The 18,522-nt window shown below is 71.3% G+C and carries 15 protein-coding genes; 2 read left to right on the forward strand and 13 right to left on the reverse strand.

Annotated elements, in window-relative coordinates; translation table 11 throughout:
• Complete coding sequence (gene galE / locus ACFY5B_RS29715; protein WP_389975071.1) at positions 1–963, reverse strand: UDP-glucose 4-epimerase GalE; 963 nt, start codon at positions 961–963, stop codon at positions 1–3.
• Positions 960–2,021 (reverse strand): galactose-1-phosphate uridylyltransferase, encoded by a 1,062-nt coding sequence (gene galT / locus ACFY5B_RS29720; protein ID WP_389975074.1) that lies wholly within the window; start codon positions 2,019–2,021, stop codon positions 960–962. Before galT ends, galE begins: the two co-directional genes overlap by 4 nt.
• 164 nt (positions 2,022–2,185) lie before the next feature.
• Here galT and ACFY5B_RS29725 point away from each other — a divergent pair, with 164 nt between their 5' ends.
• On the forward strand, positions 2,186–3,865 hold the full coding sequence (locus ACFY5B_RS29725) for a sodium:solute symporter family protein (RefSeq protein ID WP_389975077.1): 1,680 nt from the start codon (positions 2,186–2,188) through the stop codon (positions 3,863–3,865).
• A gap of 30 nt (positions 3,866–3,895) precedes the next feature.
• Entirely contained in the window at positions 3,896–4,201 is a 306-nt protein-coding gene (locus tag ACFY5B_RS29730) for a hypothetical protein (RefSeq protein WP_389975080.1), read from the forward strand.
• A gap of 283 nt (positions 4,202–4,484) precedes the next feature.
• On the opposite strand, the gene ACFY5B_RS29735 is transcribed toward ACFY5B_RS29730, so the two are convergent.
• From ACFY5B_RS29735 to rsmI, 11 genes are all read right to left on the reverse strand, one after another.
• Complete coding sequence (locus tag ACFY5B_RS29735; protein WP_104780177.1) at positions 4,485–5,165, reverse strand: response regulator transcription factor; 681 nt, start codon at positions 5,163–5,165, stop codon at positions 4,485–4,487.
• Between the two features lie 268 nt (positions 5,166–5,433).
• Entirely contained in the window at positions 5,434–7,233 is a 1,800-nt protein-coding gene (locus ACFY5B_RS29740; protein WP_389975083.1) for a PQQ-binding-like beta-propeller repeat protein, read from the reverse strand.
• 58 nt (positions 7,234–7,291) lie between these two features.
• Complete coding sequence (locus ACFY5B_RS29745) at positions 7,292–9,106, reverse strand: PQQ-binding-like beta-propeller repeat protein (protein WP_389975086.1); 1,815 nt, start codon at positions 9,104–9,106, stop codon at positions 7,292–7,294.
• Positions 9,107–9,297: 191 nt separating this feature from the next.
• Positions 9,298–11,109, reverse strand: coding sequence for an ABC-F family ATP-binding cassette domain-containing protein (locus tag ACFY5B_RS29750; protein ID WP_389975089.1), 1,812 nt, complete (start codon positions 11,107–11,109; stop codon positions 9,298–9,300).
• Positions 11,110–11,179: 70 nt separating this feature from the next.
• Entirely contained in the window at positions 11,180–12,394 is a 1,215-nt protein-coding gene (locus ACFY5B_RS29755) for a hypothetical protein (protein ID WP_389975092.1), read from the reverse strand.
• Between the two features lie 67 nt (positions 12,395–12,461).
• Positions 12,462–13,361: a 4-(cytidine 5'-diphospho)-2-C-methyl-D-erythritol kinase gene (locus ACFY5B_RS29760; RefSeq protein ID WP_389975094.1), complete on the reverse strand. Its 900-nt coding sequence runs from the start codon at positions 13,359–13,361 to the stop codon at positions 12,462–12,464.
• Positions 13,358–14,248 carry a 16S rRNA (adenine(1518)-N(6)/adenine(1519)-N(6))-dimethyltransferase RsmA gene (gene rsmA, locus ACFY5B_RS29765; protein WP_389975097.1) on the reverse strand — a complete coding sequence of 297 codons (891 nt, stop codon included), beginning with the start codon at positions 14,246–14,248 and terminating at the stop codon, positions 13,358–13,360. Before rsmA ends, ACFY5B_RS29760 begins: the two co-directional genes overlap by 4 nt.
• 31 nt (positions 14,249–14,279) lie before the next feature.
• The gene (locus ACFY5B_RS29770; protein WP_389975100.1) at positions 14,280–15,776 is read right to left on the reverse strand and encodes a ubiquitin-like domain-containing protein; all 1,497 of its coding nucleotides are present in this window, start codon (positions 15,774–15,776) and stop codon (positions 14,280–14,282) included.
• Between the two features lie 129 nt (positions 15,777–15,905).
• On the reverse strand, positions 15,906–16,796 hold the full coding sequence (locus tag ACFY5B_RS29775) for a TatD family hydrolase (protein WP_389975103.1): 891 nt from the start codon (positions 16,794–16,796) through the stop codon (positions 15,906–15,908).
• Between the two features lie 79 nt (positions 16,797–16,875).
• Positions 16,876–17,295 (reverse strand): hypothetical protein, encoded by a 420-nt coding sequence (locus ACFY5B_RS29780; protein ID WP_389975106.1) that lies wholly within the window; start codon positions 17,293–17,295, stop codon positions 16,876–16,878.
• A 312-nt stretch (positions 17,296–17,607) separates the two neighbouring features.
• Entirely contained in the window at positions 17,608–18,456 is an 849-nt protein-coding gene (gene rsmI / locus ACFY5B_RS29785) for a 16S rRNA (cytidine(1402)-2'-O)-methyltransferase (protein ID WP_389975109.1), read from the reverse strand.
• Between the last annotated feature and the right edge of the window lie 66 nt (positions 18,457–18,522).

Genomic DNA, 18,522 nt, shown 5'->3' on the forward strand with positions numbered 1-18,522 from the left:
CTAGTTGCCGCGTCGCTGCGCGAAGTCCCACGCGTCCGCGACGATTCCCGCGAGGTCCGCGCGGGACGGGTTCCAGCCCAGTTTCTCGCGGGCGGTGGCGGCCGAGGCCACCAGGACCGCCGGGTCGCCGCCCCGGCGGGGGGCCACGACCTCGGGGATCGGGTGGCCCGTGACCCGGCGGACGGTCTCGATGACCTCGCGGACCGAGAAGCCGTTGCCGTTGCCGAGGTTGCAGATCAGGTGCTCGCCGGGGGCGGCGGCCGTCAGGGCCAGCAGGTGGGCCTGGGCCAGGTCCGCGACGTGGATGTAGTCGCGGACGCACGTGCCGTCCGGCGTCGCGTAGTCGTCGCCGAACACCGAGATGGCCTCGCGCCTGCCCTGCGCCACCTGGAGGACCAGCGGGATCAGGTGCGACTCGGGGTCGTGGCGCTCGCCGTACTCGCCGTAGGCGCCCGCCACGTTGAAGTAACGCAGGGAGACCGCGCCCAGGCCGTGCGCCGCCGCCTCACCCGTGATCATGTGGTCGACCGCGAGCTTCGAGGCGCCGTACGGGTTCGTGGGGGACGTGGGTGCCGACTCGACGATCGGGACCTGCTCCGGCTCGCCGTACGTCGCCGCCGTCGAGGAGAAGACCAGCTTGCGGACGTCCGCCTCGCGCATCGCGGCCAGCAGCGCCATGGTGCCGCCGACGTTGTTGTCCCAGTACTTCTCCGGCCTCACGACCGACTCGCCGACCTGCGAGAACGCGGCGAAGTGCAACACACCGTCGAAGGAGGAGTCCAGCCATTTGGCGGCATCCCGGATGTCGCCCTCGATGAACGACGCGCCCGCCGGGACGCCCTCGCGGAAGCCCGTGGAGAGGTTGTCGAGGACGACGACCTCGTGGCCGGCCTCCAGCAGGTGCTGCGCGACCACGCTGCCGACGTATCCCGCACCGCCTGTCACCAGGTACTTCCCGTTCATGAACTCGCTACCTCTCGCAGTCGCTCGGCCGCGCGCTCCGGCGGCACGTCGTTGATGAACACGTTCATGCCGGACTCGGAACCCGCGAGGAACTTCAGCTTGCCGGAAGTGCGGCGGATGGTGAAAAGCTCGAGGTGGAGCGCGAAGTCCTCGCGCACGACCCCGTCGAACTGCTCCAGCGCGCCGAACGGGGCCTGGTGCCAGGCCGCGATGTACGGCGTCGGGGGCTCACTCTCACCGAAGATCCGGTCGAAGCGCCTCAAGAGTTCCAGATAGACCTTGGGGAACTCTGTGCGCGCGCCCTCGTCCAGGCCGAGCAGGTCGGGCACGCGGCGCTTGGGGTACAGGTGGACCTCGTACGGCCAGTGCGCCGCGTACGGCACGAAGGCCACCCAGTGTTCACCCTCCAGGACGACCCGCTCGCCGGCGAGTTCACGCTCCAGGACGGCGTCGAAGAGGTTCTCCCCGCCGGTCATCTCCTTGTGGGTGGCGACCGAGCGGAGCATCAGCGCGGTGCGGGGGGTGGTGAAGGGGTAGGCGTAGATCTGGCCGTGCGGATGACCGAGGGTCACGCCGATCTCGGCGCCCCGGTTCTCGAAGCAGAACACCTGCTCGACGGCGGGGAGGTGGGACAGCTCCGACGTGCGGTCCGTCCAGGCCTCCAGCACCAGGCCCGCCTGCTCCTCGGTGAGGTCGGCGAAGGAGGCGTTGTGGTCGGAGGTGAAGCAGACGACCTCGCAGCGGCCCGAGTCGCCGGCCAGCGAGGGGAAGCGGTTCTCGAAGACGACGACGTCGTACGAGGAGTCCGGGATCTCGCTCAGGCGATCGCCCGCCGAGGGGCACAGCGGGCACTCGTCGGCCGGCGGATGGTAGGTGCGGCCCTGGCGGTGCGAGGCGATGGCGACGGAGTCGCCGAGGAGGGGGTCGCGGCGGATCTCGGACGTGGTGACGGTGCGGTCCAGCGGCCGGCGGTCGGTCGCGTCCCGCACGCTGTCGTCACGCAGGTCGTAGTAGATGAGCTCGCGACCGTCGGCCAGCCGGGTCGAGGTCTTCTTCACGCCGGACTCCTTGTCCTTCAAACAGAACCCAACATATAAAAACACTACCCTCCCCAATCGTCAACATCACAATCCAACAAAGTGCATCAAAAGACGGGTTCAATTGCTGAACGCGGAGAAGAAGATCCGGCGAGGTATCGGTTCGCGCAACGAAGCGAGGGCTCATGCAAACCCCCACATATCTGTCGGCCGAGCTGCGACTCCCCACGAACTGGCTCGACTACACGATCCTCGGCATCTACTTCCTCGTCGTCCTCGGCATCGGCTTCGCCGCCCGGCGCTCGGTGAAGACCAGTCTCGACTTCTTCCTCTCCGGCCGTTCCCTGCCCGCCTGGGTCACCGGTCTCGCGTTCATCGCGGCCAACCTGGGCGCCACCGAGATCCTGGGCATGGCCGCCAACAGTGCCCAGTACGGCGTCTACACCACGCACTGGTACTGGATCGGCGCCATCCCGGCCATGGTCTTCCTCGGCCTGGTGATGATGCCCTTCTACTACGGCTCCAAGGTCCGCTCGGTCCCGGAGTTCCTGCTGATGCGCTTCGACCGGGCGGCGCATCTGCTCAGCTCGATTCTCTTCGCCTTCGCCGCCATCCTCATCGCCGGCGTCAACCTCTACGCCCTGGCCATCGTCGTCGAGGCGCTGCTGGGCTGGCCGGAGTGGGTGGCCATCGTCGTCGCCGGGTTCTTCGTCCTCGCCTACATCACCCTCGGCGGCCTGTCCTCGGCGATCTACAACGAGGTCCTGCAGTTCTTCGTCATCCTCGCCGCGCTCATCCCGATCACGGTGCTGGGCCTGAAGAAGGTCGGCGGCTGGGACGGCCTGTCCGACTCCCTCACGAAGAGCCATGGCGCCGACTTCATGACGTCCTGGGGCGGTACGGGCATCGGCAGCGACAACCCGCTCGGCGCGAACTGGCTGACGATCGTCCTGGGCCTCGGCTTCGTCCTCTCCTTCGGCTACTGGACGACGAACTTCGCCGAAGTGCAGCGCGCGCTGTCTGCGAAGAACCTCTCGGCGGCCCAGCGCACCCCGCTGATCGCCGCGTTCCCGAAGATCTTCATCGTGTTCCTGGTGATGATCCCGGGCCTGGTCGCCGCGGTGCTGGTGCCGAAGATCGGCACGTCCGGCTCCGACCTCCAGTACAACGACGCGATCCCCTACCTGATGTCCCAGCTGCTGCCCAACGGCGTGCTGGGCATCGCCGTCACCGGCCTGCTCGCGGCGTTCATGGCGGGCATGGCGGCCAACGTGTCGTCGTTCAACACCGTGTTCACCACGGACATCTGGGCGAAGTACGTCGTGAAGGGACGCGAGGACGAGTACTACGTCCGCTTCGGCCGCCTCATCACCGCGATCGGCGTCATGGCCTCCATCGGCACGGCGTTCCTCGCCCGCTCCTTCTCCAACATCATGGCCTACCTCCAGACGCTGTTCTCCTTCTTCAACGTGCCGATGTTCGTCGTCTTCATCATCGGCATGTTCTGGAAGCGGGCGTCCATGAAGTCGGGCTTCTGGGGGCTGATCGCGGGCACCACCGCCGCGATGGTCAACTACTTCGTCCTCTACAAGCGGGACATCGTCGACATCCCCTCCGACCAGGGGGCCAACTTCGTCTCGGCGATCGCGGGCTTCGTCGCGGGCGCGGTCGTCATGGTGGCTGTGTCGCTGTTCACCGCGCCGAAGCCCACGGAGGAGCTGCAGGGGCTGGTCTACGGCACACGCTCGCCCGGCATGGCGGAGCCGCCCGCACCCGGGGACGAGGCCTGGTACCGCAAGCCGGCCCTGCTGGGCTGGGGCGCGGTCGTCCTGGCCGCGGCCTGCTACATCCCGTTCTCGTTCTGACCGAACCCCGACCGAGGAGTGTGATCGCACATGTCCGAGTTCTACTCCGAGAAGGACCTGCAACGGGAAGTCACCGAACTGCAGGGCAAGTCGGCGACCGCCGCGCGGCTGTTCGACATCCGGCGGATCATCGGCGGGCTGTTCGTGATCTACGGCGTCATCGTCACGATCGCGGGGTTCACGGCGTCCGACGCGGACATCGACAAGGCGGCGGGCGTCAACATCAACCTCTGGACCGGGTTGGGGATGCTCCTGCTGGGCCTGTTCTTCCTGGCCTGGCTCAAGCTGAGGCCTGCGGCGCCGGCCCCTCCGGAGGACGACGAGCGGGTGGAGTGACCCGGGGTTGTCCGATGCGCGGCGCAAGCCACGATGCGCCCGCAGCCGCCGGACGACGCAAGGGGACCTGTCGGGGGGTGTCCGCCCGCAGCGGTTGGCGCGTCGACGCCGGTCAGCCGGTATGCAAGTCCATCGCGCCGTTCCGAGGACGGACACCCCCCCGGCGCTGCCCCGCCCCACCACCCGGCGGTAGGCGCGGCCACCCGCACCGCCCCCCCTCGTCAGACGAAGCACGCACGCCGCCCCCGTCAGGCGAAGCACGCGCACCCAGCGCCCCCGCGCCTCACGGCTCCCGCCGCACCGGCCCCGCCCGATCCAGCAACCCCGTCCGCGCCGCCAGCGCGGCCGCCTCCAGACGTGAACCCACGCCCAGTTTCATCAGCACCCGCTGGACATGCGTACGCGCTGTCGACGGTGCGATGCCCATGCCCGCCGCGATCAGGCGGGTGTCCTCGCCGTCCGCGACGCGGACCAGGACCTCGACCTCCCTCGGCGTGAGCATGGACAGCAACCGCTGGCCCTCGTCGTCGGGTTGGGCCGCGGGGTTGAGCAACTCACCGAACGCTCCCTGCAACAGCTGCGGCGCCACCGCCGCCTCCCCCGCCCGCGCCTTCATGATCGCCCGCTCGACACCCTCTATGCGCTCGTCGTGCCGGACGTACCCCGACGCCCCCGCCGCGAACGCCGCAGCGATGCCCCGGGGACTCGGCACCGGCCCCAGCACCAGCACCGCCACCTGCGGCCGCTCCCGCTTGATCCGCACCACCGGGTCGAAGATCCCCGGCTCGGCCGGCGCCGCCGTCCCCAACAGGCACACCTCAGGTGCCCGCGTGATCACCAGCTCCGCCGCGCCCGCGGCCGGCGCCGCCGCGGCCAGCACCCGGTGCCCCCGCAGCTTCAGCGCCGAAGCCAGCGCCTCGGCCAGCAATCGGTGGTCGTCGACCACCATGAGCCGCACTCCCATCGAGCAACCCCCCAGTCACCCCAGCCCCCCACGGAAGCCCCCCGGCTCCCCCGCCTTCATGCCCCCGGAAGCTACACGCTTGTTCGACGTTGCGCTCCCCCTACCGGCGAGAATCGCCCCGGATCGCCGATATTCCTCTCATTGCAGGTTGACCGCGCCAAACACGCACGGCCCCGCCCCTGAACAGGGACGGGGCCGTATCAGCCACCAGTCGATCAAGAACCGGTCAGTACCCGGTCAGAGCCCGGTCGGAGCCCGCTCAGAGCGGTCAGCCCGTACCGAAGCCGACCGCGAGGTACTCCTTCTCCCGCACCGTCGACCGCTTGCTCGCGTACACCTTGGACATGTAGAGGTGCCCCTCGGCGTACAGGAACTCGGAGTACTCCGGCGACATGCTGGTCTCCACGTCGCGGACCGTCTCCGTCGCGGGGTTCTGCAGCAGCAGTGTCTCCTTGAAGCTGCCCCCGTCGATGCTCACGACCTGTCCGCCCTTGTCGTAGGGGGGACGCTTGTACGCGATCAGGTCGCCGCCGTCCATGCGCAGCGGCGAGATCGTGTAGCCGTCGCCCGAGTCGGCCCGCTGCCCGGTCTGCTTGCCGGTGGCGAGGTCGAAGGCGACGATCTCGTTCTTCTCGCTGTACTTGCCGGTGCCGTCGTGCTCCTCGGTCGGCAGATACAGCCGGTCGTTGCCGACGGCCAGCAGGTTGCAGGCCTCGACGCGGGTGATGCCCTCGCAGCGGGCCGCGAACTGCTCGCCCGGCGCGGAGATGCGCGTGCGCAGCTTGCCGGTCTTGCCGTCGATGGAGAAGAAGTCGGAGATGCCGCTGCCGTCGCCCGCGGAGTCGCCGACGTCGGCGGCCACGACCAGCGGGTCGGTGGACACGATGCTCGCGTACTCGATGCCCTCGGCCATCTTGTACTCCGAGATCACCTTGCCGGACTTCGGGTCGATGGTCTGGATGTGCAGCTGCCGCTGGTCGTAGGAGCCGCACTTGCGCACCGCGACCAGCTTCGCGCCGCCGCCGTACCCGGCGTCGTAGCAGGAGTCGCCCGGCTTCGGGCTCCACAGGAGCTTTCCGGAGACGTCGAAGGCGGCGCCGCCGCTGGTGCTGCCGACGGCGACGGTCTTCCCGCTGAGGGTGATGTTGTCGAAGTTGATCAGCTGGTCACCGGTCTTGACGGTCTTCGTCCACAGCTTCTTGCCGGCGTCGACGTCGATGAGCGCGATCTGGCTGCACCCGTGCGAGGGGTCGGCCTTGGTCGGCATCGCCGGCTGGTAGAGGATCGCCGTCAGGTTGTCGTCGGTGACGTGGCGGGCGGCCTGGCAGACCGGACCGGCCAGCGGGAGCTTCCACAGCTCGCTGCCCTTGTCGCGGTCGTAGCCGACGATCTGGGCGATGCCGCTCTTGACGTACGCCTTGTCGGTCAGCCACGAGCCGGAGACGACGACCGTGCTGTCGTTCTTCACCTCGGGCGCCGGGACCTGGAAGAGCACCTTGGCGCTGGGGTCGGACGGTGCCTTCTCCTTGCCGGAGGTGGTGCCGCCGTTGCCGTCGTCCGTGCCGCCGGTGCCGCCGCTCTGGCCTGCGGTGTCGTTCTGCCTGCCCTCGTCCTCGCCGGACGAGGCGTACCAGACGCCGCCGCCGATGATCAGCGCGATCGCCACGACCGCGGCGACGATGATCAGCATCTGCGTGTTGAACTTCCCGCCGCCGCCCGGCTGTCCGGCCTGCGGCTGGTGCGGCATGGTCTGCTGCGGATAGCCGTAGCCGGGCTGCTGCCCGTAACCGGGCTGTCCGTAAGGCGCCTGCGGCTGCCCGTACGACGCCTGCTGCGGCTGCCCGTACGGCCCCGGCTGCTGGCCGGGGTAGCCGTAGCCGGGCGGGGCCTGCGGAGGCTGGGGTGCCGGGGCACCCTGCGGATAGCCGTAACCCTGCGGCGGCTGGGGCGGCGTCTGCGGGGCGGCCGGCGGAGGCGTCTGCGGGGTCTGCGGCGGCTGGTCCTGGGGCGGTCCGAAGCCGCCCCCCTGCGGGGGCTGCTGGGGCGGCGGGGGCGGCGGCTGGGTCATGGCGTGGGTACCTCGGGGAAGGGGACGGACGACGAAGGGAGTTCGGAAGGAGGAGGAGTCACTTGCCGTAGGCGAGCATCAACTTCTCCTTCGTGTCGTCGTTCCCGCTCAGCCGGGTCGTCGAGATGTAGAAGCGCCCGTCGACCCAGTCGATCTCCTTGGAGAAGAAGCTGTTCTCGATGTCCGCCGCACCCTCGGGGTTCTGCAGCAGCTTGGACGGCTTGTGGCTGCTGCCGCCGGTCGGGATGGACACGATCTGCCCGCCCGCGTCGTACGACGGCTCCACGTAGGCGATGAGCTTGCCGCCCTCGGTCTTCATCGGCAGCATCGACTCGTCGGAGGGTGACTTCACGCGCCACTTCTCCTTGCCGTCGGCGAGGTTGACAGCCACGACCTCGTTCGCGCCGGTGGTGGCCTCGGTCGGCAGGTACAGCGTGGTGTCGTCGACGGCCACGCCTTCGCAGCCCGTGAGGTCACGCTCGAGGATGGCCCAGCCGCACTCGGGGGCGAAGTCCTCGTCGAAGCCGACCTGCGAGCGGAACTTGCCGCCGGAGGTGAAGGTGGAGATGTTCCAGGCCTTTTTGTCCTCGTTGGTGCTGTACACGACCAGCGGGCTGACCGAGTAGGTGCGCGCGACGCGCCAGCCCTTGTCGAACGGCTGGGTCCACTTGGCCTTGCCGGTCTTGGGGTCGAGCTCCTGGACCTCGTCGTGCTCCTTGTCGGAGCCGGCGCCGCAGGAGGAGACGGCGATCAGCTTCTCGCCGCCGGCGAACGCGGCGGGGAAGCAGGCGTTGCCGTACTTCTTCTTGTCGAAGAGCTTGTCGCCGTTGGTGACGTCGTAGGCCGTGCCGGACTGGGAGCGGCCCACCATCAGGGTCTTGCCGGTGATGGACAGTTCGACGGAGAGCGTGGAGTCGAACAGGGCGCCGTCGGCGACCTGTTCCTTCCAGCCCTTCTCGCCGGTGACGAGGTCGATCTCCTGCAGCTGGTTGCACTTGGCGCGGTCGCTCGCGCCGCTCATGTACGCGACGACGATCTTGTCGTCGGACGTCTTCTGCGGAGTCGTCGCGCAGATCTTCTGGGGGAAGGTGATGGCGTCCCAGGACGGTTTGCCGTCACCGACGTTGTAGGCGAAGAGCTGCTTGTAGGCGGCCTTCACGGCGGTCTTGCCGGTGATCCACATGCCGTCGGCGTCGGCGCCGGAACCGGGGGCGTCGGGCGCCTCCTTGTACCAGAGGACCTTGGCCTCCCCGGCCTGGCGGCCCGCGTTGAGGTCCTCCGGGTCCTCGCCGCCGTCGCCGCTGCCGTCACCGGGGTTGACCGGGGCTGAGGAGCCGGGCTTGGCGTCGTCGGTCTTCTGGGCGACGGGCTTCTTCTTGCCCTTGCCGTCGTCGCCACCGGTGACGGCCCACACGGTTCCGCCGACCACGAGCAGCGCGGCGACGGCTGCGCCGATGATCAGGGCGGGCTTGCCCTTGAAGAGGTTGTTCGAGCCGCCCCCGGGCGGGGTGCCGGGCGCGCCGGGGTACTGCGGCTGCTGCGGATAGCCGTATCCGGCCTGGCCGTACGGGCCCGGCTGCTGCGGCTGCCCGTACGGGCCGGACTGCTGCGGCTGCCCGTACGGGCCGGACTGCTGCGGCTGGCCGTACGGGCCGGGGTTGTACGGGCCCGGCTGCTGCGGCTGCCCGTACGGACCGGACTGCTGCGGGTAGCCGTACCCCGGCTGCGGCGGGCCCTGCGGGGGCGGCGGCGTCCGGGGCGGGCCCTGGGGCGGCGGCGGGGTCCCCGGTGCCCCGTGACCACCGTCCTGCGGCGGCTGGTTCTGCGGTGCTCCGAAGCCACCGTGCGGCGGCTGACTGGGCGGCTGAGTCATCAGCGGCTCCCCCGTTCGATCACTGATTTTTAGCCACGCCCTGAGGTACGCGATGGGCTCAGAGTCGCTTCATAAAGTTCTAAGACGCCTCTTTCTATCACCAGGTTCCGACAGCACAACGGGCCGATCACCCCCTGTTCCCAAGGGAGGACCGGCCCGTGATGCCGCCGTTATGCGTCTTCACGCACCCTTCACGCGTCCTCGGCGAGTTCCAGCCAGCGCATCTCCAGCTCCTCGCGCTGACCGGCCAACTCCCGCAGCTCGGCGTCAAGTTCAGCCACCTTCGCGAAGTCCGTGGCGTTTTCGGCGATTTGAGCGTGGAGTTTGGTCTCCTTCTCGGAGACCTTGTCGAGCTGCCGCTCGATCTTCTGGAGTTCCTTCTTGGCGGCGCGCTGGTCGGCGGCGCTCTTCTCCGAGGCCGCGGACTGCTGCTGCGCGGCGGCGGGGGCCGAGGCGGCCGCGGCCTCCTCCATGCGCTGCCGTCGCTCCAGGTACTCGTCGATGCCGCGCGGCAGCATGCGCAGGGCGCCGTCGCCGAGCAGCGCGAAGACGCGGTCGGTGGTGCGCTCGATGAAGAACCGGTCGTGGGAGATGACGATCATCGAGCCGGGCCAGCCGTCGAGGACGTCCTCCAGCTGCGTCAGCGTCTCGATGTCGAGGTCGTTGGTGGGCTCGTCGAGGAAGAGGACGTTGGGCTCGTCCATGAGCAGGCGCAGCAGCTGGAGCCGGCGGCGCTCACCGCCGGACAGATCGCCGACGGGCGTCCACTGCTTCTCCTTGCCGAAGCCGAACGTCTCGCACAGCTGCCCGGCGGTCATCTCGCGCCCCTTGCCGAGGTCGACGCGCTCGCGCACCTGCTGCACGGCCTCCAGCACACGGGTGGCGGGGTCGAGTTCGGCGACCTCCTGGGAGAGATAGGCCAGCTTCACCGTCTTGCCGACGCGGACGTGCCCGCCCACGGGCTGGGTCTCGCCGTCGCTCCGGGCCGCTTGGGCCATGGCCCGCAGCAGCGACGTCTTGCCGGCGCCGTTGACGCCGACGAGGCCGATGCGGTCGCCGGGTCCGAGCTGCCAGGTGACGTGCTTGAGGAGGACCTTGGGGCCGGCCTGGACGGTGATGTCCTCCAGGTCGAACACCGTCTTGCCCAGCCGGGTCGACGCGAACTTCATCAGCTCACTGCTGTCCCGGGGCGGCGGTACGTCCGCGATGAGCTCGTTGGCGGCCTCGACGCGGAAGCGCGGCTTGGACGTACGGGCGGGCGCCCCGCGGCGCAGCCAGGCCAGCTCCTTGCGGACGAGGTTCTGCCGCTTGGCCTCCTCCGTGGCGGCGATGCGCTCGCGCTCGGCCCGGGCGAAGACGTAGTCGGAGTAGCCGCCCTCGTACTCGTAGACCGCGCCGCGCTGGACGTCCCACATGCGGGTGCACACCTGGTCGAGGAACCACCGGTCGTGGGTGACACAGACGAGGGCCGACCTGCGCTTCTGCAGATGGCGGGCGAGCCAGGCGATGCCCTCGACGTCGAGGTGGTTGGTGGGCTCGTCCAGGACGAGCAGGTCCTGCTCCTCGATGAGCAGCTTGGCCAGCGCGATCCGGCGCCGCTCACCGCCGGAGAGCGGGCCGATGACGGTGTCCAGGCCCTTGGGGAACCCGGGCAGGTCGAGCCCGCCGAACAGGCCGGTGAGCACGTCCCTGACCTTGGCGTTTCCCGCCCACTCGTGGTCGGCCATGTCGCCGATCACCTCGTGGCGAACGGTGGCCTCGGGGTCGAGGGAGTCGTGCTGGGTGAGCACACCCAGACGCAGGCCGCCGGAGTGGGTGACGCGCCCGGTGTCGGCCTCCTCCTGCTTGGCGAGCATGCGGATGAGCGTGGTCTTGCCGTCGCCGTTGCGGCCCACGACACCGACGCGGTCCCCTTCGGAGACGCCGAGGGAGACGCCGTCGAGCAGGGCACGGGTGCCGTACACCTTGCTGACGTTCTCGACATTGACCAGGTTGACGGCCATTACTCTCCTGCCAAGGGGGATGGATCGACCCCCAGGGTAGTCGCGCGCGGGGGTGCTCCGGCCGGGGCGGTCAGCCGCCGTCCGCTGCCTCCCGGCGGCGCTGGTAGCGCCACACGTCCATCAGCCGCTCGTCGAACGGCAGCTCCGGGTCGACGGGCCCGATCCGGTGCTCGGCCTCCACACAACGCGGGTCGTCGCGCACGGCCAGGCCGGACACCGCGCAGATGCGGATCTCCTGCCGTTCGTCGTGGGTGAGCGCGGCCAGCGCGTCCCCCACCTCGGGCTCGCTCCCCCGGTGGTGGGCGAGCCAGTGGCACACCGCCTCGCGTACGCCGGGGTCCTCGTCATGGGCCAGGGTGAGCACGGTGGTGAGACTCTCGGGACGGTGCACGGTCTGCGGCACCAGGGCGCGCACCCTCGGGTCCGGGTGGGTGAGGTACGACAGCCCGACGGCCTCGATCTCGGGGGCGCTGTCGTGGGTCATCGCGTGCAGGAGAACCGCCAGCACCCGCGGGTCCTCCTCCTGTTCCGCCCAGGGCACGAGCTCCCGGCCCCGTTCCCAGAACGGCTGGTTGCCTTTGCCGACGTCCCCGAGGATCAGGGAAAGCAGGAGATCGGCGGCGAGCAGACGGTGCAGCGGGTCGGGGTGGTTGAGCAGGTCCCGGCTCCACTGCCAGGTCTCCTCGTCGGTCCGCCGGCCGAGCGTGAACACGACGTCGCACCACACGACGTGGTCGCGGTCGGGGTGGGCGAGGGCCCGGGCGACCAGTTCGTCGAAGGGGGTGCGGATGCCGTACAGGGCCTCCATGGTCGTCAGGACGGCCCGGTGCTCGTCGCGCACGGTCACGGGGCCGAGCGTGAGCTGCTCGCACCACCAGCCGATCTCACCGTCCTCGACGCGGATCCGCTCGACGGGCCCGGTGAGGCCGGTGAGGCGGCGCAGTCCGGCCTCGGCGCCCGCCTCCGACCAGTGCCTGGCCCGGTCCAGCAGTTCGGCGCGCGCCGGTGCCGGAAGCGGGATCCGGCTGGTGGCGAGCGCGTAGGTCATGTGGTGCGACCCGCCGTCCACCGCCCGGGTCAGCGGGGTGCTGCCGTCGGGCAGCGTGCGCAGGGGGTCGGCACCGGCCTGGAGCAGCGCCTCGGCGACGGGTTCGTCGTACGCCGCCACGGCGAGGCACAGGACCGGGAGGCCGTCGTGGAGGGTGTCGGGGTCGGCCCCTGCCTCCAGCAGTGCCGTGACCTCGCCCGCGTCCCCGCGCCGTACCGCCTCGACCAGCTCCCGCACGCCTGTGCCCCCCGTCGTGAAAACAACTGGGGGAGCCTAGGCGCCCGGCCACGGCCGCGGCACGTGATTAACGCCCGGCGATCGTCGCCCCGGGGGCGGGGCCCGAGGCCGTACGCACCGTCCGGCACGTCCCGGACGCCAGCAGGGCCTGTGCCACCGCGGCCGCCGACTCCGGGTCGCGGACCAGGAACGCGGTGGTCGGGCCGGAGCCCGAGACGAGCGCGGTGAGGGCACCGGCGGCCCGCCCCGCGGCCAGGGTGCCCGCGAGTTCGGGGAAGAGGGACAGGGCCGCGGGCTGGAGGTCGTTGGAGACGGCGGCGGCGAGCGCGTCCGGGTCGCCCTTGGCGAGGGCGGCGAGGAGTTCCTGGGAGGCGACGGGCTCGGGGATGTCCGTGCCCTCGACGAGCCGGTCGAACTCGCGGAAGACCGCCGGGGTGGACAGGCCCCGCCCGGCCATCGCGAACACCCAGTGGAAGGTGCCGCCGGCCTCCAGGGGCGTCAGCCGCTCGCCCCGACCGATGCCGAGGGCCGCCCCGCCGACCAGGCTGAACGGCACGTCGCTGCCCAGCTCGGCGCAGATCTCCAGGAGTTCCTCGCGGGAGGCGCCGGTCCCCCACAGCGCGTCGCAGGCCACGAGGGCGCCGGCGCCGTCCGCGCTGCCGCCCGCCATGCCGCCGGCGACGGGGATGTCCTTGGCGATGTGGATGTGGACGCCGGGGCTGCGGCCGTACCGCCCGGCGAGCGCCTCGGCGGCCCGTGCGGCCAGGTTCGTGCGGTCCAGGGGGACCTGGTCGGCGTCGGGGCCGTCGCAGGTGACGCGGAGCTCGTCGGCCGGGGTGACGGTGATCTCGTCGTAGAGGCCGACCGCGAGGAAGACGTTGGCCAGGTCGTGGAAGCCGTCGGGGCGGGCGGCCCCGACCGCCAGCTGGACGTTGACCTTGGCCGGGACGCGGACCGTGACGCTCACGCGGGCTCCTTCTCCTGCTGCCGGTTCGCCTTGTGCTCGGCGATCCGCGCGAACTCTTCCACGGTCAGCGACTCGCCCCGGGCCTGCGGCGAGACCCCGGCGGCGACCAGGGCCTCCTCGGCGGCGGGGGCCGACCCGGCCCAGCCGGAGAGCGCGGCCCGCAGCGTCTTGCGGCGCTGGGCGAACGCCGCGTCGACGACGGCGAACACCTCGCGCCTGGCGGCCGTCGTCCTCAGCGGCTCGCTCCGGCGGACCAGCGAGACCAGGCCGCTGTCGACGTTGGGCGCGGGCCAGAACACGTTCCGCCCGATGGCACCGGCGCGCTTGACCTCGGCGTACCAGTTGGCCTTGACCGAGGGGACGCCGTAGACCTTCGAGCCGGGCGGGGCGGCGAGCCGGTCGGCGACCTCCGCCTGGACCATGACGAGGGTGCGCTCGATGGTCGGGAAGGTCTCGAGCATGTGCAGCAGGACCGGGACGGCCACGTTGTATGGCAGGTTGGCGACCAGGGCGGTGGGCGCGGGACCGGGCAGTTCGGTGACGTGCATGGCGTCCGAGTGGACGAGGGCGAACCGGTCGGCGCGCTCGGGCATGCGGGCCGTGATGGTCGCGGGCAGCGCCCCAGCGAGCACGTCGTCGATCTCCACGGCCGTGACCCGGTCGGCGACCTCCAGCAGCGCGAGGGTGAGCGACCCGAGCCCCGGGCCGACCTCGACGACCACGTCGTCGGGACGGACCTGTGCGGTGCGGACGATCCGGCGGACGGTGTTCGCGTCGATCACGAAGTTCTGTCCGCGTTGCTTGGTCGGGCGTACGCCGAGGGCGGCCGCGAGCTCGCGGATGTCGGCGGGGCCCAGGAGGGCGTCAGGGGTGGGGCTGCTGGTCACGGGACAAGGGTACGGGGGGTTGCGTCGACGCCTACCCGTGCAGCCGTCCCCCGCAGTGCGGCCAGGGGCTGGCTCCTCGCCGCACGTAGAGCTTCTTCGCCCGGTACGTCTGTTCCGCGGCCGGGGCGTCCTGGGGGCGGCCGGTGCCGCCGAGGGCGTGCCAGGTCCGGGTGTCGAACTGATAGAGGCCGCCGTAGGTGCCCGAGGAGTCGACCGCGTCGGGCCGGCCGCCGGACTCGCAGGCCGCGAGACCCTGCCAGTCGAGATGGTCGGCACCCCGCACGGACGTCGGACGCTGCTGGGTACCGACCTTGACCAGCTGCGGGCGGGGCTCGCGCACCACCTCGGACCTGATCTCGCGCGGCTTCTGCGGGACTCCGTTGACCGTGCGCAGGGCCAAGGTGATCCGGCGCAGTCCCGGCTCGCCCGCCCGCTCCACGACCTCCGTGCCCCGGAACAGGGTCGGGTCCTCCACCCGCCGCACCTGGAAGGGGATCGGTTCCTCGCGGACCTCCCTGCCGCCGGTGATCCGCAGCACCGTCACGGTCTGCCCGTCGCGCGGGAAGCCGCCCTGCGGAACCGACGTGGTGTCCTGGCCGCGCAGGGTGATCCCGGCCTCCTCGACGGCCTCCCGGACGGTCGCCGCGTTGGTGCGCACGGTGCGGGCGCGGCCGTCCGCCATGATCGTGACCGTGCGCTCGGTCCGCACGTCCAGGGCGAGACCCCCGCGTCCGATGCGCCGGGAGCGCGACGTGGACACGTAGGCGCCTTCGTGCCGCACGCCGAGCTGCCGCAGCGCCTCCTCCACGGTGTGGGCGGTGGTCCACACCTCGCGCCGGTGTCCGTCGAGGGTGAGCCGCACGGGTCGGGCGAAGCGCACGGCGACCTCGTCGCCGCTGCTGATCCGCGCGCCTGGCCCGGGCGCCACCACGTCGTGGGCGCCGACCTCGACACCCTCCTCCGCCAGCAGCTCGGTGACGTCGTCGGCGAAGGTGTGCAGCGTGCGGGCGTTGCCGTCGACGTTCAGCTCGATCGCCTTGTCCTTGGCGACGAACGCCGTGGTGCCGCCCGCCAGGAAGGCGACGACGAGGGCCTGCGGGAGCAGCCGCCGCATGGGGCTGTCCGGGCGCTCGGCGTAGCGCGTCCTGCGCCGGCGCGTGGACCTGCGGTGCGAGCCGTTGCGCGCCGCGGCACGCGACCCGGCGCGTGCTCCCGGGCCCGGCTCGGAGTGCCCGACGGGCCCGGGCGCGGGCTCGTCGTCGTCCGGAGCACCCTGCCGGGGCAGCGCGGGCAGGGTCGGCGCCTCGTAGGCGGGCCGGTAGGTGTCCGGGTGGGCGCCGGGTGGCGCGAGCGTCCCGTGGACGAGGGTCTCGGCGCTGTGCAGATCGGCCGGCGGCACGTCGAACCCGCCGTACACCGGGTCGGCGTAGGCGGGGGCATACGGCTCGTACGCCTGATACATCTCGCACGACTCGTACGTTCCGTATGACTCGTAGGTCTCGTACGTCTCGTACCGGGGGTTGCTCACGCCGACGCGCTCCAAGGGCCGGAGGGGGTCCAGAGGGGTCCGGATCGGGCCCCCAGAACCTAGCGGAGCGATCGTCACTCTCCAAAGCGACGCGACTACGCACAGTCGTACGGTGAGGTGAGCGGCGGGTCAGTAACCGAACGCGCGTGCCGTGTTGGTGCCGAGGGCCGTGGCCAGCGTGTCCTCGTCGATGCCGCGCACCTCGGCCATGGCCCGCACGGTGATCGGCACGAGGTAGGGGGCGTTGGGCCGCCCGCGGTAGGGCGCCGGGGTGAGGAAGGGCGCGTCGGTCTCCACGAGGAGGAGCTCCAGCGGGGCCACCGCCACCGCGTCCCGCAGGTTCTGGGCGTTCTTGAAGGTGACGTTGCCGGCGAAGGACATGAAGTAGCCCGCGCTCGCGCAGATCCCTGCCATCTCCGCGTCGCCGGAGTAGCAGTGGAAGACGGTCCGCTCGGGGGCGCCCTCCTCCTTCAGCACCCGCAGCACGTCGGCGTGGGCCTCGCGGTCGTGGATGACCAGGGCCTTGCCGTGCCGCTTGGCGATCTCGATGTGGGCGCGGAAGGAACGCTCCTGAGCCTCCTTGCCCTCGGGCCCGGTGCGGAAGTAGTCGAGGCCGGTCTCGCCGACGCCCTTGACCTGCTCCAGCGCGGCCAGCCGGTCGATCTCGGCGAGGGCGTCGTCCAGGGCGGCCTGACCGCCGGGTTCGCGGGCGCCCTGCCTCGACCACCCGTCGGGGTCGCCGTGCACGATCCGGGGCGCCTCGTTCGGGTGCAGGGCGACCGTCGCGTGGACGGCGTCGTACGCGGCTGCCGTCTCCGCGGCCCACCGCGAGCCCTTGAGGTCGCAGCCGACCTGCACGACCGTCGTCACCCCGACCGACGCCGCCTTCGCCAGCGCCTCCTCGACCGTGCCGGACTGCATGTCCAGGTGGGTGTGGGAGTCGGCGACCGGCACCCGCAGGGGCTCCGGGAGGGGCGGGGCCGCGTTCTTGTCCGGGCGGCCGGAGGTGTTCGAAGGCATGCCCCGATCCTACGAAAGGGGCACGCCCTCCCCGGTGGGGGAGGACCGGGGAGGGCGTCGACAAGGGGAGCGGGACGGGTCAGCTCGCCTTGCGCTGGAAGGGGTGCAGCAGGTCGGAGAGGTGCCAGTGGTGGTGTTCGCGCTGATCCTGGCCGGCCGCCGTCCCGGCCTCGGCGTCCGCGGTGGGCGCCTCCACGGGCCCGGCGGGAGGCGGTACGCGGTGGGCCGCGTCGCGCGCCGAGGCGACCCGCCCGGGCCGCATGATCCGCACGACGTGGCTGTCGCAGTTGTGGCACTCGGGCTTGCTCAACGGGGACGGCACCACCTTGCCGTCGGCCACGTAGAGCACGAACTCGTGCCCCGCGGCGTCCGTGTGGTGCTCTATCTCGTACGACTGCTCCCAGCCGTGCCCGCACCGCATGCAGGCGAAGGAGTAGGACTCGTTGACGACTGCGGTCGCACCGGCGCGGAGCCCGGTCCGCCCTGCGATCTCACTCATGCCAGCTCCTGTTGGTCCGCTGTGGCGTGAGGACGATTCCGTCCCCGCGACCCAGTGGACTCCTCGGCCGGACCGATGGCAGCAGACCTGTCGACTATTGGCCCCGATTTGGGCGTCCCTTGCCCCTGGACCCCTTGCGCTTTGCCCACCCATGGGGCGCACGCTCATCCGACATGCGCCCTGCTCAGAGGGGTCTCAGCGCCCCTTCAGGGGCGCGGGTGTGCATCCATGTGCGGCTCCGCCGCGCGGGCGCGATCAACCACAGTCGACGCGCGCCCCGCCAAGCACTCCGGCCCCCACCCCGAACCCGGCTCACTCACCGGCATTCTTCGCAGCGACCACCGCGTCGAAGACAACCCTCTTCGGCACCCCGGCCTCCACCGCCACCGCGGCGATCGCCTCCTTGCGCCGCTCCCCCGCCTCCTCCCGCACCCTCACCCGCCGCACCAGCTCCTCCGGCCCGACCTCTTCGGGCCCCTTCTCCGGTGCGCCCTCCACGACGACGGTGATCTCCCCGCGCACGCCCTCCGCGGCCCACGCGGCCAGCTCCCCCAGCCCGCCCCGCCGGACCTCCTCGTACGTCTTGGTCAGCTCGCGGCACACCGCGGCCCGCCGCTCGGCCCCGAACACCTCGGCCATGGCCGACAGCGTGTCGTCGAGCCGGTGGGGAGCCTCGAAGTAGACGAGCGTCCGCCGCTCGTCGGCGACCTCCCGCAGCCGCCCCAGCCGCTCCCCCGCCTTGCGCGGCAGGAACCCCTCGAAGCAGAACCGGTCGACGGGCAGCCCGGACAGCGCGAGCGCGGTGAGCACCGCGGACGGCCCGGGCACGGCGGTGACCCGCACGTCCCGCTCGACGGCGGCGGCCACCAGCCGGTACCCCGGGTCGGACACCGACGGCATCCCCGCGTCCGTGACGAGCAGCACCCGCGCCCCGCCCACCAGTTCCTCGACCAGTTCCGGCGTCCGGGCGGACTCGTTGCCCTCGAAGTACGACACCACCCGGCCCTTGGGGGTGACGCCGAGCGCCTGGGTCAGCCGGCGCAGCCGCCGCGTGTCCTCGGCGGCGACGACGTCGGCTCCGGCCAGTTCCTCGGCGAGCCGGGGCGGGGCGTCCGCGATGTCGCCGATGGGGGTGCCTGCGAGTACGAGGGTTCCGATCACGCTCCCATCCTCCCAGGGACGTCGACCGGGAACTCCTCCCAGGGGCGGAGGATGCGGACGCATACG

It is taken from the genome of Streptomyces sp. NPDC013187, assembly GCF_042899705.1.
GTDB lineage: Bacteria > Actinomycetota > Actinomycetes > Streptomycetales > Streptomycetaceae > Streptomyces > Streptomyces hawaiiensis_A.

Coding starts and splice junctions, on each gene's coding strand:
- ACFY5B_RS29780 (WP_389975106.1), bottom strand. CDS start 17,295: ATGAGTGAGATCGCAGGGCGGACCGGGCTCCGCGCCGGTGCGACCGCA.
- galE (WP_389975071.1), bottom strand. CDS start 963: ATGAACGGGAAGTACCTGGTGACAGGCGGTGCGGGATACGTCGGCAGC.
- ACFY5B_RS29725 (WP_389975077.1), top strand. CDS start 2,186: ATGCAAACCCCCACATATCTGTCGGCCGAGCTGCGACTCCCCACGAAC.
- ACFY5B_RS29745 (WP_389975086.1), bottom strand. CDS start 9,106: ATGACTCAGCCGCCCAGTCAGCCGCCGCACGGTGGCTTCGGAGCACCG.
- ACFY5B_RS29775 (WP_389975103.1), bottom strand. CDS start 16,796: ATGCCTTCGAACACCTCCGGCCGCCCGGACAAGAACGCGGCCCCGCCC.
- ACFY5B_RS29750 (WP_389975089.1), bottom strand. CDS start 11,109: ATGGCCGTCAACCTGGTCAATGTCGAGAACGTCAGCAAGGTGTACGGC.
- ACFY5B_RS29735 (WP_104780177.1), bottom strand. CDS start 5,165: ATGGGAGTGCGGCTCATGGTGGTCGACGACCACCGATTGCTGGCCGAG.
- ACFY5B_RS29740 (WP_389975083.1), bottom strand. CDS start 7,233: ATGACCCAGCCGCCGCCCCCGCCGCCCCAGCAGCCCCCGCAGGGGGGC.
- ACFY5B_RS29730 (WP_389975080.1), top strand. CDS start 3,896: ATGTCCGAGTTCTACTCCGAGAAGGACCTGCAACGGGAAGTCACCGAA.